This window comes from Pseudochrobactrum albidum (assembly GCF_051851455.1).
Classification (GTDB): Bacteria; Pseudomonadota; Alphaproteobacteria; order Rhizobiales; family Rhizobiaceae; genus Pseudochrobactrum.
This window is the reverse complement of record NZ_JBPVTR010000019.1, coordinates 84,690-100,753: the sequence shown is the minus strand read 5'-3', so window position 1 is coordinate 100,753 and position 16,064 is coordinate 84,690. Positions and strand designations below refer to the sequence as shown.

Genomic DNA, 16,064 nt, shown 5'->3' with positions numbered 1-16,064 from the left:
CATGGCACTGACATCAACACAGGCACAAACTGCGCTGGACGCATGGATTGCTGCTGATCTGGCTGTAGCCAAGGGCCAGAGCTATTCGATGAACGGACGCTCGCTGACCTTGGCCAATGCCAAGGAAATCCGCGAGCAGATTCAATATTGGGAACGCCGTGTCGCTGCCTTTGCTGCCGGTTCAACCGGAGGCGCGGCATTAGCGGATTTTAGCGATGCGTAATATTTTCGACAAAGCGATAGAGGCGCTCTCGCCGCAGGCTGCACTGCGGCGTGATACCGCCCGCAAGATACTGGCGGCGCAGCGTGCCTATGAGGCCGCGCAGCCCTCACGCCTGCGTAAAACCAAAACCGATCCCGGTTCCGGTGACGCCATTATTGAGCGTGCGGGTGAATCGCTGCGCCTGCAAGCGCGGCATCTGGATGAAAACCATGATCTGGCCGGTGGCGTGCTGGACTGTCTGGTGGCCAATGTGGTTGGACGCGGCATTACCGTTGAACCGCAGGTGAAACAGAAAAACGGTGAGCTGGCCAAGGAGATCAACGACCAGCTGGTGGAATTATGGGAAGAATGGATACGCTTCCCGGAAGTGACATGGGAATGTCACTGGAATCACATGCTACGCCTGCTGGCGCGGCACTGGTTCCGCGATGGTGAAGTGCTGGTTAAGCACATCCAAGGCACCTCGGCCAATATCGACCATGGCACACTGGTGCCATATTCGCTGGAGCTGATCGAAGCGGATTATCTGCCCTTTGATTACAATGATCAGAAGCGCAATATCATCCACGGCGTGGAAAAGAATGGCTGGGGTCGGCCCAAAGCCTACCATCTCTATAAAGACCATCCCGGTGACGCGCATGTATTGGCACTAAAACAGGATATAAAACGCTTCACGTCTGATAAAATCCTGCATCTCAAAATTACTAAGCGCATCAGCCAGACACGCGGCGTGTCCATCTTCGCCAGCGTGCTGACGCGCATGGAGGATATTAAGGATTACGAGGTGTCCGAACGCTTGGCCGCAAAGGTCGCTGCCAGCATTTGTGCCTATATCCGTAAAAGTCTCGACGGCCCGACCTCAGGGCTGCAGATGGATGATGCCGGCAACCGCTTGATGAAAATGCAGCCGGGCATGATTTTCGACAACCTGCTTCCTGGTGAGGAAGTCGGCATGATCGATAGCAATCGGCCCAATGCCATGCTGGAACAGTTCCGCAACAGCCAGTTACGTGCGGTTGCGGCGGGAACCAACACCAGCTTTTCAAGCATAGCCAAGGATTACAACGGCACTTACAGCGCCCAGCGGCAGGAATTGGTGGAGCAATCAGTGCATTACGCAGTGCTGCGCGAATATTTCATTGAACGCTGCGTGCGCCCGATCTGGGAGCGGTTCTTGGATATGGCCGTTTTATCAGGCCAATTAGATGCGCCGCAAAGCGCGATTAACCCGCGCACCCTCAAGAAAGCCGGGTTCCAAGGCCCAACCATGCCATGGATTGATCCACAGAAGGAAATTACTGCCGAGGAAAAAGCGGTGCAGTCCGGCTTCAAATCCCGGGCGCAGGTCATCCGTGAGCGTGGCGGCAATCCGCAAGATGTATTCGAGCAAATCAAGCAGGAGCGCGAGCAGGAAAACGAGGCCGGTATCAGTTTCACCACGTCCCAGCCTGCTAAGCCCGCTGCCGATAACCCATCACAGGAGAATGAAGATGAGCAAGACACAGGCGAAAAGCCAACAGGAAAAGATGCCGCAGGAGCTACTGACACGGCAGATTGACCTCAACCGAGACTCCATCATTGACCCGGAAAGCCGCCTCGTGCGGCTTTCTTTTTCTTCGGAAGAACCCGTCACGCGCCAGAGCTTTTTTAGCGAGCCATGGATTGAGGTGCTGGGTCACGGTAATGGCGAGGTCGATTTTGAGCGGCTGAATAACAGCGCACCGCTGCTTTACAACCATGACCGCTCCGAACGCGAGAACCGCATTGGCGTGGTTGAGCGTGCGTGGGTGGAAAAAGGCCGTGGCTACGCCGAAGTGCGTCTTTCCAAACGCGCTGAGGTGGAAGGCATCTGGCAGGATGTGCGCGATGGCATTCTGCGCAACGTGTCTGTGGCATACCGCATCAATGAGCGCAAGCTGCAGGAAGAAAACGAAAACACACCAGACCTCTATCGCGTGACCAGCTGGACACCGATGGAAATCTCTCTGGTCGATATTCCCGCCGACGCATCCGTTGGCATTGGCAGGAAACTGGAGGAGCGCATCCTCCCTTCACAACCTCAACTTAAGGAGAAACCTATGCCTGAGGCTACAAACGAGTTGCCCGAGCGTGCCGCGTCAGTGGAAATCATTGAGCCGCGCAAGGGTGAAATCACAAGAGGCGCGGAGTGCGTCAAGCACGACAGGGAAACCATAATGTCTGAAGGTGCCAAACGGGCGCTGGAATCCGAAAAACTGCGCCGGAGTGAAATCCGCGCACTCTTTATCAACTATGATGACCATACGGAGGTGCGCGATCAATGTCTGGATGATCCGGCCATTGATATCCATGAGGCTCGCAAATTGCTGTTAGAGGCAATCGGCAAGCAGGAGCAGCCAACCGCCGCCGGTCAGCGTATTGAAATGGGTGAAAGCGATGTCGAGAAATTTTCTCGCGCTGCCGGTGATGCCATTGCGTTCCGCGCAGGCATTGCTCCCAAAGACGCCAAACCCACCGACCTTTGCGGCTATACGTTGCTAGAAATGGCCCGCAAATCCTTAGAGCTGCGCGGTATTCGTACCGAGCGCATGGACAAACGCGAACTGGTAGGACGTGCCTTTACCCATAGCACCTCCGATTTCCCCAAAGTGCTGGAGAACAACGCCCGCAAGGCGATGCTCCGGGGCTATGAGGAAGCCGAGGAAGTGTTCCAGCGCTTTACCCGCTCCGGAAACCTGTCCGATTTCAAACAGCACACCCGCGTGGGCATGGGCGTGTTTGATACGCTGGATGAGGTCAAAGAAGGCGGTGAATACAAGCATGGAAGCCTTGGTGAACGGCATGAAACCATTCAGCTGGCCACTTACGGCAAGCTGTTTTCCATCACCCGTCAGGCGATCATCAATGATGATTTGACCGCCTTTACCGACATCCCTCGCAAGATGGGTCGTGCAGCGGCGCGTACCGTGGGTGATCTGGTATTCAATGTCATCACCAGCAACCCGACTATGTCGGATGGTACGGCGCTATTCCATGCTGATCACAACAACCTTGCCAGCTCAGGTGGTGCACCATCTGCTGCCACGGTGGGCGCTGGCCGGACAGCCATGCGTACCCAGAAAGATGGTGTGGCCACGCTGAATATCAGCCCGTCCTTCTTCCTTGTGCCTGCGGCATTGGAAGATACAGCGCGTGTGTTGATGGTGTCGGAAACTGACCCCAGCAAAACCAACAGCCGGATTCCTAATCCGGTGCGCGGTGCGGCTGAGATCATTGTCGATGCGCGGCTGGACGCGGATTCCACCACTGCGTGGTATCTGCTCGCCAATCCAAGCATCTTCGACACGATTGAAGTGGGCTATCTCGATGGTGTGGCGGCTCCATTCCTTGATCAGCAGGATGGCTGGTCGATTGACGGGGTCGAATACAAGGTACGCATCGATGCCGCAGCGGCTCCGCTGGAGTTCCGCACGCTTTACAAAAACCCCGGCGCTTAATCCATAACCTAACAGGAGAAAACCTATGGCTACCAACTATGTTCAGGAGGGCAAAGCCCTCAATTACACCCCTTCGGGCGCGGATGTGTCCTCCGGGGATTTTGTGCTGATCGGTACAATCGGCGCAGTTGCTAAAACCAACATTGCCGATGGCAAAACAGGCGCGGTGCATGTCAGCGGCGTGTTTAGCGTGCCGAAAGCCAGCGGTGCGGTCACCCAAGGCGCGAAGCTGTATTGGAACAGCACCAACAGCAATTTGACCACTACGGCATCGGGCAATACCATTGTCGGTGTGGCGGCAGAAGCGGCAGCATCCGGTGATGCCAATGTCAAACTGCTGCTTAATGTCGGGCTGTAATCATGGGCTTCATTGATGACATGGCCGATCACCACCTCTCTCTTCTGGACAGGCTGGATGGGCGCGAGATCACCTACACACCCAATGGCGGTGCGTCTCGCGTTCTTTCCGGCCTGTTTCAGGCATATTCCGAGCTAACTGGCGGCGAGAGCGTGGATGTAGTGATCAGCAGCCCGGTGCTGTCGGTGCGCACGCAGGATATTCCCGAGATCGCGGTGGGCGACCAGTTCACCATTGATGCCCAAGATTATGAAGTGGCCGTCATTCGCCCGGATGAGGAAGGCATTACCGAATTAACGCTGGAGAAGCTATGAGCCACGCACGCACACAGATACGTCAGGCAGTGATTGCGCTGCTCAAAGGCAACACCAGCGCGGGCAACAATGTGTTTGAGGCGCGTGTCTACCCCATCGATGACCCAAAACTGCCAGCCTTGCTGGTGTATACCAAGCTGGAAACACTAGGCGAACAATCCATGTCGCGCCCGCGCACCCAGCAGCGGGAGCTGCGCCTGAGCATTGAGGTCTATGTCAAAGCCCGAGGCAAAGTGGATGAGGATACCGATGCGCTGGCCTTGGAAATCGAGCAGCTGATCGCCGCCGATGTCACCTTGGGCGGTCTGGTCAAAGACATGGTGCTGGATACCACCGAAACCCAATTTTCAGACGATGGAGAGCGGCCTGTTGCCGTGGCGGTCATGAATTACGCCATTCTCTACACCGTCAAAGAACATCAGCCTCAAACGCTCGTCTGACGCTGCTGCATTTAATCAACCCATAACAGGAGAAACACTATGGCCACGCATGCCGGTAGCGAGGGTAAGGTCTTTATTGGATCGGACCAAGTCGCTGAAATTAAATCATGGTCGATGGAGATTACCTCCGACACCGTAGACGCATCCATCATTGGCACCTCATGGCGCAAAAACCAAGCCACCATTAAAGGATGGTCTGGCAGCTTTGACGGTTTCTGGGATGAAACGGATACTACCGGTCAAGGCGCACTTAGCGCAGGCGGCACCGTAACCCTAAATCTTTATCCTGAAGGCGATGACACCGATGCCACCTATTGGAGCGGCGATGCGATCATCACCTCCATTTCCTACAACGCCTCCTTTGATGGGTTGGTGGAAGCCTCGTTCAGCTTCACCGGCACCGGGGCGCTGACTGAATCAACCGTGGCTTAAGGAGGAGAATATGAGTGTTATTAATCGTGCTACTGCTCATTACGCGGCGCAGGAAAGGCTAATTATCTCGGTTCCTGAATGGGGTGATGAGGCTGGGCCACTTATGGTGCATGTGTTTCCGATGACCATGGCCGAGGTCAATCTGATGCAGAAGATTGCCAGCAAAAAAGCCAGCAATATCGAACAGGCAGCCAACATCATCGTGGTGAAAGCCAAAGATGAGAGCGGCAAGCGCATCTTCAGCGTCAATGACCGGGATAAACTGATGCAAGAGGCCGATTACCGTGTCGTCTCACGCATCGCTGAAAAGATCGAAAAACGGTTATTCGGTGATCTGGAAACCCATAAGGGAAACTCAGACGCGACCCGTTCCGACGCAACCAGTTAGCCCTGTCATGGCGGCTGTGTCGACCGCTGACTGAGATCGAAGCCATGGATACCCGCCAGTTCATGGAGTGGGTCGCATTTTTTGAACTTCAAACAGAACAAATGAGTAAAAACCATGGCAAGGTTCGCTGAGGCTAAATTTACGATACGTGCGATAAATAAGACGCAAAAAGCCTTCGCGCAGATCAATAATAACGTATCGAACATGGATCGCCGCTTCTCCAAGCTGGGGCGGGGATTGCAGCGCATTGGTGGGTTGATGGCCACTGCCTTTGTTGGCAGGCAATTGGTTGACACCATTACCAAGTTTGAAAAACTGGAAGCCAGCCTTCGTACCGTCACCGGTTCAGCGGATAAAGCAGCTGTGGCGTTTGGCTTTATTCAGGATTTTGCGGCTACCACGCCGTTCCAGCTGGAAGAAGTGACCGATGCCTTCATCAAACTGAAAGCGTTGGGACTGACACCATCCGAAGATGCACTGATCTCTTACGGCAACACTGCCAGTGCCATGGGCAAATCGCTCAATCAGATGATTGAGGCGGTAGCGGATGCCGCGACCGGTGAGTTTGAGCGCCTAAAAGAATTCGGTATCAAGGCCAAAAGCCAAGGCGATCAGGTGACCTTCACCTTCCAAGGGGTGAGCACCACCGTTGGCAAAAACGCCAAGGAAATCGAAGGCTACTTACAATCCATCGGCAATGTACAATTTGCCGGTGCGATGAAGGAGCAAGCAGGAACGCTCAATGTGGCTCTGTCCAACATGGGTGATGCCTTCTCCAAACTGGTGAAAGCAATTGGTGATGCTGGTTTGACGGATATTCTTATGGCGGTTGCCAATGCCATCAAATGGCTGGCCGAGAAAATTACCGCCGCCATTCCGCTGTTCAAGCTGGGATTTAAGGCGATTGTCGCGGAGGTGATCAAGTTCGGCAATCTGTTCATCGCCGTATTCAAGGGCGTTGGGCGGGCACTTCATGCCTTCGGTGAAACCATTTCCGCTCGTTTTGAGGCACTTGGTAAGGACCTTGCCGCCTTCATTGAAAATCCGCTGGGTGGCGTATCGTTTGATAATACCCGCGCAGCACTGGAAACCGGTCTGCTTGATGCCATGGGCAGCGCGTTTGATCAGGCGCTCACCGAGGCTCGGGAGTTTAACGCCGCCATTGATACGGAAATTCAGGGTGCTGCGCTTAAAATGGCCGAGGCGCGTCAGGCAAAGAACGCCTCGCTGGCCAGCCTGTTTGAAGAAACGCAGACACCAGAAAAGACCGAGGAAACCAGTAAGGCCACTGAGAAATTCACCAAGTTACAGCGTGAGGCGCAGCGCATCATTGAATCCACGCGCACGCCGCTGGAACGCTACAATAAGGAAATGGAGCTGCTCAATAAGCTGCTCAAAGAAGGCCATATCAATCAGGAAACCTTCGGTCGCGCCATGGAACAGGCGCAGGAACGCCTGCAGAAATCCTCTGAAAAAGTGGGCGATGTGATCGAGGGTGAGTTTGCCGATCTGGGCAAAACCATGGAAGGCAGCATTGCCGATTCGCTGGATGCCATTAATGGCCGGTTTGATAGCTTTGGCGATTTTGCCAAGGGGTTTCTGTCTGATCTGAACCGCTCGCTGCTGCAATTTGCGCTCAAAGACCTCGGCATCACCGGCAAGGGAGGCGTGATTGATGGGCTGTTTAGCTCCATCGGCGGTCTGTTCAAAGGTGGCGGCGGCTCAGGCGGTGGGTTTGGCAGCATCCTTTCCAGCGTGGGCAGTATGTTTGGCGGTTTCTTTGCCGATGGCGGCACACTGAAAGCCGGTCAGTTTGGCGTGGTTGGTGAGCGCGGGCCTGAGTTGGCCTTTGCTGGCAATTCCCCGATGAACATTATGCCAAATGGCATGGGCGCGGCACCGGTCAATGTCACCATGAATATTCAAACCCCTGATGCGCGTGGGTTCCGGCAAAGCCAAGGACAGATCGCCGCTGATATGGCGCGTTCGATTGAGCGTGCGAGGAGAAATCTATGAGTTTTGTTGAAGTCCAGTTCCCCACCGATATCAGCTACGGCGCAAGCGGTGGGCCGATTTTCATGACGGATGTGGTGGCTACCGTATCCGGTCATGAGCAGCGTAACAGCAAATGGAGCCAGTCCCGCGCTAAATATAATGTCGCATCCGGCATTAAAACCGAGGCGCAGTGGCAGGCATTGATTGCTTTTTTCCGCGCCCGCAGGGGTATGGCGATTGGCTTCCGATTTAAAGACTGGAGCGATTACAAGGCTGAGAACCAGCCGCTTAAATCGCTGGGCGGCAATGAGTATCAGCTGGTGAAGCAATATGTCAGCGGTGCGGCGGTCTATGAACGTGACATCACAAAGCCGGTGACCGGCACCGTTAAACTCTATGAGGACAGCATTCTGCAGGCCAGCGGGTGGAGTATCGACACCGCCACGGGGATTATTACCACTAGCCTTTCCGGTACGCTCACGGCAGATTTTGAATTTGATGTGCCGGTGCGCTTTGATACGGACGAGATGTCTATCTCCATGGATAGTTTCGATGCGGGCAATTGGGGCAGCATCCCGCTGATCGAGGTGCGCGTATGAGAGTCATCTCCCCACAATTAGAAGCGCATTTTGCCAGCGGCATGACCACGCTTGCTACCTGCTGGCTGATCACGCGCAGTGATAGCACCGAACTTGGCTTTACCGATCACGATCAAAACCTGACCATCGATAGCGTCGATTATGACTCCATCGCCGGGTTTACGCCCACCACAGTGGAGAGCAAATCGAACATGAGTGTGGATAATCTGGATGTGGAAGGCCAGATATTCCCCTCCAAGATCACCGAGGAAGATCTGCTGGCGGGTCTATATGACTATGCCGAGATTGAAATCTTCGTGGTCAATTATGCTGATCTCACCCAAGGCAAGCTGGTGGTCAAACGTGGTCGCTTAGGCGAAGTGACGCTCAGCAGCCAGATGTTTCAGGCCGAGGTTCGCGGATTAACGCAGCATCTTTCGCAGACCATTGGCGAGGTATTCTCTCCATCCTGCCGCGCTATCCTTGGTGATAGCCGCTGCAAAGTGGCGCTTGCCAGTTTTACCGTGTCGGCCACGGTGACTGAAGTCACCAACAACCAGACGTTCAAAGCCTCTACGCTTGCGCAGGCCGCAGGCTGGTTCACAGGCGGCGAAGTAGAATGGACCGGCGGCAATAATGACGGTCGGCGCATGGAGGTGAAGGAATTTGCCTCCACACAGGTGGTATTGGCGCTGCCGATGGGTAAGTCGATTCAGGTGGGCGACACGTTCGACATTATCGCCGGGTGCGATAAGACCCGCGAAACCTGCCAGAGCAAATTTGCAAACATACTCAATTTTCGTGGTGAGCCGGATGTGCCGGGAACAGACAAACTGCTCACCACGGCAGGAACTATGGATAAGACCAATAGAAATGGCTGAAATTAAACCCGAACAGATTGTCACGCAGGCACGCACATGGCTTGGCACAAAATACCATCACCAAGGGCGGCTCAAGAAGTCAAAACGTGGCCCGGGTGGCGTGGATTGCATCGGGCTGATTATTGGCCTGATTGATGAGCTGGGCATTCAGGATGGCAACGGCCATTCGCTGGTTGCCGCAGATGAGTTCAATTACTCCATGTATCCTGAGCGCGGGCGGCTGGTGGAAAGCATCTCTAAGCATTTACGTGAGGTGCCATTAGATCAGCGATGCATGGGTGATGTGCTGCTGTTTCGTACCTTCCGCGATCCGCAGCATGTCGGCTTGCTGACGGAATATCCCAGCGGCGGTGCGGGGTTAATCCATTGCAACTCCAGCGCCGGTCAGGTGGTGGAGCAACCGCTTTCCGAGACATGGCTGCGCATGCTGACCCATGTGTATCGCTTTAAAAAGAAACAACTAAAATCGTTAAAACCTCATGGCTGATATTGTTCTTCCTGTAGTCGGCGGTACCGTAGGCTTTGTGCTGGGTGGCCCCAGCGGCGCTATTTTGGGTGCCAATCTGGGCGGCATGGCAGCGGGCGCGTTCTTCCCAAAAACGCAGCGCGTACAGCTGCCAACACAGGAAGGCCCGCGCCTCGGTGATCTGCGTGCGCAGACATCAACCTACGGGAATATGATCCCGAAGGTCTATGGCACCATGCGGCTGGCAGGCAATGTCATCTGGTCCACTGATATCAAGGAAGTAAAAACCGAGAAAACTAGCACCCAGACCAGCTCTGGCGGCGGTAAAGGCGGCGGTGGCGGTAAAACCACGACCAGCCAGACCACGGTTACATATGAGTATTTCGTTACGCTAGCCATTGCCATCTGCGAAGGCCCGATTGACGAGGTCATCCGCGTATGGGCCGATAGCAAAGTGCTAACGGAAGATGTGCTCTCCAGCGCTCAGGGTAAATATAACGTGCATCTGGGCGATGAAGATCAGGCCGTGGATGATATCATGGCCAAATACCTCACCGCAGGCACGATCCCCGCGTATCGCGGCATGGCTTATGTGGTGATTGAGGATTTTCCGCTGGCAGAATATGGCAACCGGATTCCCAATTTTACCTTCGAGGTGCGCCGGTCGGTTAAATTCACGCCGAGCGTTGAGGATAAAATCAAAGATATCGTCATCATTCCCGGCGCGGGTGAGATGGTCTACGGCACCAATGTGCAGACCAAGCAGGATGGATATTTCGACTTTGGCGGCGCGTTTACGCCCTCTGGCAGCAAACAATACATCAACATGCATAATTACGATGGCAAGGCCGATGTGCTGGTTGCCGTTGATCAACTGCTCAAAGTGCTGCCCAATCTGGAATGGGTGGCCGTGGTGGTCACTTGGTTTGCTACCAGCACCGATGCGGGAGCATGCGAAATCATCCCGAAGATTGAGTTTCAAGGCACCACGCAGGTGTTGCCACAGGACTGGGCGGTTGCCGGATACACCCGCAGCACCGCGCAAAAGGTACTGTTCTTTGATGAGGATACACCGACCTATGGCGGCACGCCGTCCGATCACACAGTGGTGCAGATTGTCGATGAGCTAAAAGCGCGTGGCCTGAATGTCATGCTATATCCGATGCCGTTCGTTGACACCATCACGCCGGTGCCGAAACCGTGGCGTGGTCGTATCGAACCTGCCAATGCCACCGATGCGGCTAGCTGGTTCACCAAAACCAATGGCTATAACGCCTTCATCACCCATTACGCCAATCTGGTGAAAAACAAGGTGGATGCGTTTGTGATCGGCTCCGAGCTAATTGGCATGACTGGTTTTACGGATTCACCCGGGAGCTACCCGGCAGTGTCGCAGTTGGTCAGCCTTGCTGCCGCCGTCAAAGGCATCATGGGTGGCAGTACGCAGATCACCTATGCCGCTGACTGGAGCGAGTATCACAGCACCGATGGCTGGTTTAACCTCGACCCGCTCTGGGCCAGCGCCAACATCGATTTTGTGGGGATTGATAGCTATTTCCCGCTCACGCCCGATCTGCCGCAGATTCAGATCGATGAGGACAAGATCAAAGAATACTGGGAGAAAGGCGAAGGCTGGGATTATTACTGGAACGACGACCGTACTGTCCAGAATAGCTATGGTGGCGACCCCACCTATGCGTGGAAGAACCTTGAGCATTGGTGGAACAGCACCCATACCAATCCGGATAGCAGCGGCACCAGTTGGACCGCTAAAATGAAACCGGTCTGGTTTACGGAGTTTGGCTTTCCATCCGTTGATGGCGCAGCTAATCAGCCCAATGTGTTTTACGACCCGACCAGCTCAGAAAGCTATTATCCTCGCGGCTCTAAAGGCCGGGTGGATTTTCAGGCGCAGCGTGAGGCACTCAATGCCACGCTGGATTATCTGGAGGAACGCAGCCAAGAAGCAGGTAATGCCAATCTGGTGCCGCGCCGCTTCCTCTGGACATGGGATGCGCGGCCATTTTCCTTCTGGCCTGATCTGGAAGGCGTCTGGCAGGATTCCATCCTCTGGGCGACCGGTCACTGGGTGCAGGGCAAGCTGGGCAACTCGACCCTCGGTGCCATCGTGGGCGAATTGCTACAAGCAGCCGGTCTGACTGCCAGTGATTATGATGTGTCACGCCTGACCGATACGGTGGAAGGGTTTATTCTCGACCGCCCGATCACGGTGCGTAACGCCTTGGAGTTTCTCACTTCAGCGTTCTTTTTCGACATTGTCGAGAGTGACGGCATCCTTAAATGCGTGCCGCGAGGCGGTGAATCCGTCAAATCGGTGCCGGAGGATGATCTCATCCCAAGCGCCAAGAAAGGCGTGCAGGATGTGCTGGAAATCAATTACGCGCAGGAGCTGGAACTGCCGCAGCGCGTGAACGTCACCTATATCGACCGGCCCTTCAATTATGACCCGGTCACGCAGGTGTCGCAGCGTCAGGTCGTGCGTGCGGTTGATCAGGTGACCATCAATCTGCCCATCGTGATGGGAGCCACACAAGCCAAGCAAATTGCCGATATCACGCTCTATGGCACATGGAAGGAGCGCACCAGTTTCACGCTGACGCTCCCTCCGAAATATGTGCGCATTGAGCCGACCGATATCATCACGGTCACCGTAAAAAATGTGCCGCATGAAATGCGGGTGCTGAAAACGGACATGGAAGCAAATGGTGTCATGAAAATCAGCGCGGTAGCTGAGGATATCAGCTCCTACGATTTTTACACGCCGCCCGGTGAAACCAGCAGCAATCTTCAGCCGCCGGTTTTGGTGCCGGAAACATTGGTGCAGTTTGTTGATGCGCCGCCACTGCCTACCGATACGGTTCCCAATCAAGGTTTGCTGCGCATTGGCGTAGCCGCTGATGGTCAGAACTGGAACGGGGCTGCGATCTACCGTTCTGACGATGGTGGCGAGGCCGGAGGCAACACCTTCCAAGTGCTGGCGGGGTTGGATGGTGCTGCCACCTTTGGCGTGATCATCACCAATCTGCCGGAAGGCCCATTTGAGACATGGGATCGGGTGAATGGGGTGGAGGTCATCCTGACTTCCGGTTCCTTGGCTTCGGTCAGTGAATTGGCAGTGCTGAACGGTGCAAATGCCGCACTGATTGGCAATGAACTCATCCAGTTTGAGAATGCGCAGCTCATTGGTGAGAACACCTACAAGCTCACCAAGCTATTGCGTGGTCGTCAGGGAACCGAATGGGCAATTGGCACTCATGCGGCGGGTGAGCGTTTTATGGCACTTACCCCGGCGCTCTATACCACGGCTATTGCCAACAACCTGATCGGGCGGCAGTTGTTCTATAAAGCTGTTAGCGTGGGCAATTCACTGGGCAATACTGATGAAGTGGCCTTCACCTACACGGGGCGCAACCTGAAACCCTTCGCTCCGGTGCATGTGAAAGGTGAGCGGAATGGCTCCGGTGATCTTACCATCAGTTGGATACGCCGCTCTCGCGTGGATGCAGAATGGCGTGACGGCGTGGGTATTCCGCTGGGCGAGGAAAGCGAAGCCTACGAGATGGATATTCTGGATGGCAGCACTGTGGTGCGCACCATTGAGGTAACCAGCCCGACCGCCAGCTATAGCGTAGCCGATCAAACAACTGATTTTGGCAGCGCTCAGAGCAGTGTGGACGTCAAAATCTATCAGCTCTCTGCCGTCATAGGTCGGGGCTACGCCGCCAGCGCGACCGTTTAATCAATCAACATTGGAGCATGTTATGTCCTCAACCGGAAGGTTGGGCTTGCCGTATATTGTCACGAGCCAAGCCCAGAAAGAAGTCACGCATAATGACGGGCTGAACCGTCTGGATGCGTTCGTCACGCCCATTGTGGCCGATATTGCGGATGCGCCTCCGGGCAGCCCTGCGGTGGGTGATCTCTATATCGTCGGCACTAGCCCCAGCGGGGATTTCAGTAGTCATGCAAATGAGCTGGCGCAATATCTCACCGGCGGCTGGGTGTTCTACACGCCATTCAAATGGATGGATGCGGTGGTGGAGTCACTGGAAACCCGCATGGCCTATGATGGCTCCGGCTGGGTTCCCTTCGGCCTGATTATGAAGGATAGCGGCGAATATCTACGCGTGCAGAGCTGGCAGGAGGATGTCGATCTCAGTATTGGCAGCAGCACGACCACCAATATTCCCGACCGCTCCAGCGTGATTGCCGTCAACACGCGGGTCATCACCGCGATCACCGGCACCGTGACCACCTTCGGTGTGGGCGTGTCCGGCGACACCTCCCGCTACGGCAACGGCATCGGCAAGGGCGCGGATTCCACCAATATCGGCATGAGCTACCACCCGGTGACCTATTACAGCGACACGCCGCTGATACTTACGCCAGACAGCGGTGCATTCAGCACCGGCGTGGTGCGCCTGAATGTTCAGTATCTCAAACCCCACGGCCCATGGAATTGGTGAGGTGGTCATGGACGAAGAACTTAAGAAAACCATCCGCACCGCTGTGCGGGAGGGTATCGAGGATGCGCTGACCAAATACGGCGTGGACACCAATGATCCCAACGGCATGCAGGCCGACATGGTCTATCTGCGCAAAGCCCGAACCGGCTCTGACGAGGTCGTTAAGTGGATCAAACGTTCAGCCATCACCGCCGCGCTCACCGGAGCGCTGGTGGCGCTGTGGCAGGGCATAAAAACTATCATGCAGGGAGGCTGATATGATCACATTAATTGGAGCATTGCTGGGATTTATCAGCTCAGCATTTCCTGATCTGCTGAAAATATGGCGAGATGCGGCTGACCGGAAGCACGAGTTGGCGATCCTGCAAATGCAGATGGAACAACAACGCCAAGGCCACACGAACCGCCTCGAAGAAATTAACGTGCAGGCTGATATCGCGGAAAGCCGAGCACTCTACAAAACCTATCACACCGGCATCAAATGGGTGGATGCATTGAACGGCACTGTGCGCCCTGTCATCGCCTACAGCTTTTTCATTCTTTATGCCGTCGTGAAGATGATGCAGTTTTCTGCCGATCTGCCTTGGCTGCTCTGGACAGCAGAAGATCAGACGATCTTTGCAGGCATTATCTCCTTCTATTTTGGCCAACGCGCCATGAGCAAATTGAGGACTGGAAGATAGTTCGATTATTCCTTCTTATTCAGTTGATTAACCTGCCTGAAGAAGCATTCATGAACTAACAAAATAATGTAAAACAAGGAGATACGCATGAGTAAATTATTTTACAAAGCAATGATTGAGGACATTCAAAACGATAAATGCACCGATGCAGAGTTGGAAGCGTTAGTAAGCGCATTTGAATATAGTATTAAGAGAATGGCCAACACATTGGCTCGCAAGGCTTGGTATGAACTGAAAGATTACGCTACATCCAAGCAGCATGGCATTGAGGGATTTACTCTAGTGATTGAGCGCAAGAAAATACTCGGGCAAGAACAATGGTATGGTATTTTTGAATCCGGCAGCAAGAACCTTAAAGTGATTGCTACTTTGGAAAAGGATTAATCCTGATCAGCTACCATGTCCCAATCGGATTGGCGTATTTCGCCGGTTTGGTAAAATTGACGTATCAGCTTGATGTATTCCAGAAAATCTTTGTTTTCTTCGGTCAGCCTATTTGCTGTTTTCCAGTCTATCTCACTGCGTTCCTTAGCAGGTATCATAATCTGACTTTCTGAAGGGTTCTCAGCATCAAGCCGGATAAAGCCAATACCATGCAAACTTGCGAGCATACGAAGTTCTTTTAAGGTATCAGCACCCTCTATCTCGCTGGCCACCAAATATCCAAAATTTGCCCAAGAAGAATTGCTAACGGCTTGAAAAAACACTTCGCGCACGTTTGAACGATTGATTAAAATTTTCACCTCAAACGACCAGAGTTTAGTTTTCTTATCTGCATATTGCTGAACACAGTCTTTGATTTCACGGTGCCAGTCCGCGCTGAGATCTTCCATGCCAACAAGATCAGGATAAAGCCATTTGTTACCGCCAGCGCCACGAGAGTTACGGGAACGCTTTTCGTCAATACGCTTGCTGTATAGCTCAAGTTCGGACCATAGAAACTCAGATAATACCGCATATAGATCATGCTCTTTCAAAATAGAGCCATTTACCTTTGTAGCTGGTGAAGCCTCATTGCTCTCTGCGTGATCAATTTCAGCGCTGTCAGTAGATTTTGTGAAGTAATATTTCCGAGGTCGGCCCTCTGTGGTTTTAACCTCGGGATATCGTTTCTGAATACGCGGACGCTGGGAGCCAATTTCAGCAACTAGTTGCTGTAGGAGCGCAGTTTCATTGTCCAGAGGATTGACTGTTGCGGTCGAGCGCTTTTGCTTTTGGCGACATTCGTCTGGATAGGTTTCAAATATCCAGTTGGCGATTTCCCGAGCAGTAAATTTCTGCTCCGGGTTCTGCTGTAAAAATTCAGCGACAGTATTTGCCAAGCTTAGCGCCATGTTTTCTCT

General features: G+C 53.9%; 18 protein-coding genes. 17 read left to right on the top strand and 1 reads right to left on the bottom strand.

What is annotated here, in order from left to right; all coding sequences use genetic code 11:
* Position 1 precedes the first annotated feature (1 nt).
* The 17 genes from ACSTTO_RS04055 (at position 2) to ACSTTO_RS03975 (ending at position 15,105) form a co-directional block, all read left to right on the top strand.
* Positions 2-223 carry a DUF6148 family protein gene (locus ACSTTO_RS04055; RefSeq protein ID WP_439271866.1) on the top strand — a complete coding sequence of 74 codons (222 nt, stop codon included), beginning with the start codon at positions 2-4 and terminating at the stop codon, positions 221-223.
* On the top strand, positions 216-1,781 hold the full coding sequence (locus ACSTTO_RS04050; protein ID WP_439271865.1) for a phage portal protein: 1,566 nt from the start codon (positions 216-218) through the stop codon (positions 1,779-1,781). The genes ACSTTO_RS04055 and ACSTTO_RS04050 overlap by 8 nt, the downstream gene beginning before the upstream one ends.
* Positions 1,714-3,699, top strand: a complete 1,986-nt coding sequence (locus ACSTTO_RS04045; protein WP_439271863.1) for a prohead protease/major capsid protein fusion protein — start codon at positions 1,714-1,716, stop codon at positions 3,697-3,699. The genes ACSTTO_RS04050 and ACSTTO_RS04045 overlap by 68 nt, the downstream gene beginning before the upstream one ends.
* Positions 3,700-3,724: 25 nt before the next feature.
* Entirely contained in the window at positions 3,725-4,057 is a 333-nt protein-coding gene (locus ACSTTO_RS04040; RefSeq protein WP_439271862.1) for a DUF2190 family protein, read from the top strand.
* A gap of 2 nt (positions 4,058-4,059) precedes the next feature.
* The gene (locus ACSTTO_RS04035; protein WP_439271861.1) at positions 4,060-4,371 is read left to right on the top strand and encodes a head-tail joining protein; all 312 of its coding nucleotides are present in this window, start codon (positions 4,060-4,062) and stop codon (positions 4,369-4,371) included.
* Entirely contained in the window at positions 4,368-4,811 is a 444-nt protein-coding gene (gene gpU, locus ACSTTO_RS04030; RefSeq protein ID WP_439271859.1) for a phage tail terminator protein, read from the top strand. The genes ACSTTO_RS04035 and gpU overlap by 4 nt, the downstream gene beginning before the upstream one ends.
* 39 nt (positions 4,812-4,850) lie before the next feature.
* Positions 4,851-5,243: a phage tail tube protein gene (locus ACSTTO_RS04025; RefSeq protein WP_439271858.1), complete on the top strand. Its 393-nt coding sequence runs from the start codon at positions 4,851-4,853 to the stop codon at positions 5,241-5,243.
* A 10-nt stretch (positions 5,244-5,253) separates the two neighbouring features.
* Entirely contained in the window at positions 5,254-5,631 is a 378-nt protein-coding gene (locus tag ACSTTO_RS04020; RefSeq protein WP_439271857.1) for a hypothetical protein, read from the top strand.
* 114 nt (positions 5,632-5,745) lie between these two features.
* A complete protein-coding gene (locus ACSTTO_RS04015; RefSeq protein ID WP_439271856.1) occupies positions 5,746-7,647 on the top strand; it encodes a tape measure protein in 1,902 nt (633 codons plus the stop codon).
* Positions 7,644-8,225 carry a DUF2460 domain-containing protein gene (locus tag ACSTTO_RS04010; protein ID WP_439271855.1) on the top strand — a complete coding sequence of 194 codons (582 nt, stop codon included), beginning with the start codon at positions 7,644-7,646 and terminating at the stop codon, positions 8,223-8,225. The genes ACSTTO_RS04015 and ACSTTO_RS04010 overlap by 4 nt, the downstream gene beginning before the upstream one ends.
* Complete coding sequence (locus tag ACSTTO_RS04005; protein ID WP_439271854.1) at positions 8,222-9,085, top strand: phage/gene transfer agent baseplate hub protein; 864 nt, start codon at positions 8,222-8,224, stop codon at positions 9,083-9,085. Before ACSTTO_RS04010 ends, ACSTTO_RS04005 begins: the two co-directional genes overlap by 4 nt.
* Entirely contained in the window at positions 9,078-9,572 is a 495-nt protein-coding gene (locus ACSTTO_RS04000) for a C40 family peptidase (RefSeq protein ID WP_439271853.1), read from the top strand. The genes ACSTTO_RS04005 and ACSTTO_RS04000 overlap by 8 nt, the downstream gene beginning before the upstream one ends.
* Positions 9,565-13,311, top strand: coding sequence for a glycoside hydrolase/phage tail family protein (locus ACSTTO_RS03995; RefSeq protein WP_439271852.1), 3,747 nt, complete (start codon positions 9,565-9,567; stop codon positions 13,309-13,311). The genes ACSTTO_RS04000 and ACSTTO_RS03995 overlap by 8 nt, the downstream gene beginning before the upstream one ends.
* A 46-nt stretch (positions 13,312-13,357) precedes the next feature.
* Complete coding sequence (locus ACSTTO_RS03990; RefSeq protein WP_439271850.1) at positions 13,358-14,038, top strand: DUF2793 domain-containing protein; 681 nt, start codon at positions 13,358-13,360, stop codon at positions 14,036-14,038.
* A 7-nt stretch (positions 14,039-14,045) separates the two neighbouring features.
* On the top strand, positions 14,046-14,294 hold the full coding sequence (locus ACSTTO_RS03985) for a hypothetical protein (RefSeq protein WP_439271849.1): 249 nt from the start codon (positions 14,046-14,048) through the stop codon (positions 14,292-14,294).
* A 1-nt stretch (position 14,295) separates the two neighbouring features.
* Positions 14,296-14,721 (top strand): hypothetical protein, encoded by a 426-nt coding sequence (locus ACSTTO_RS03980; protein WP_439271848.1) that lies wholly within the window; start codon positions 14,296-14,298, stop codon positions 14,719-14,721.
* Between the two features lie 87 nt (positions 14,722-14,808).
* Positions 14,809-15,105 (top strand): hypothetical protein, encoded by a 297-nt coding sequence (locus ACSTTO_RS03975; RefSeq protein WP_439271847.1) that lies wholly within the window; start codon positions 14,809-14,811, stop codon positions 15,103-15,105.
* On the opposite strand, the gene ACSTTO_RS03970 is transcribed toward ACSTTO_RS03975, so the two are convergent.
* Positions 15,102-16,043 (bottom strand): COG2958 family protein, encoded by a 942-nt coding sequence (locus ACSTTO_RS03970; protein WP_439271846.1) that lies wholly within the window; start codon positions 16,041-16,043, stop codon positions 15,102-15,104. The genes ACSTTO_RS03975 and ACSTTO_RS03970 overlap by 4 nt on opposite strands.
* Between the last annotated feature and the right edge of the window lie 21 nt (positions 16,044-16,064).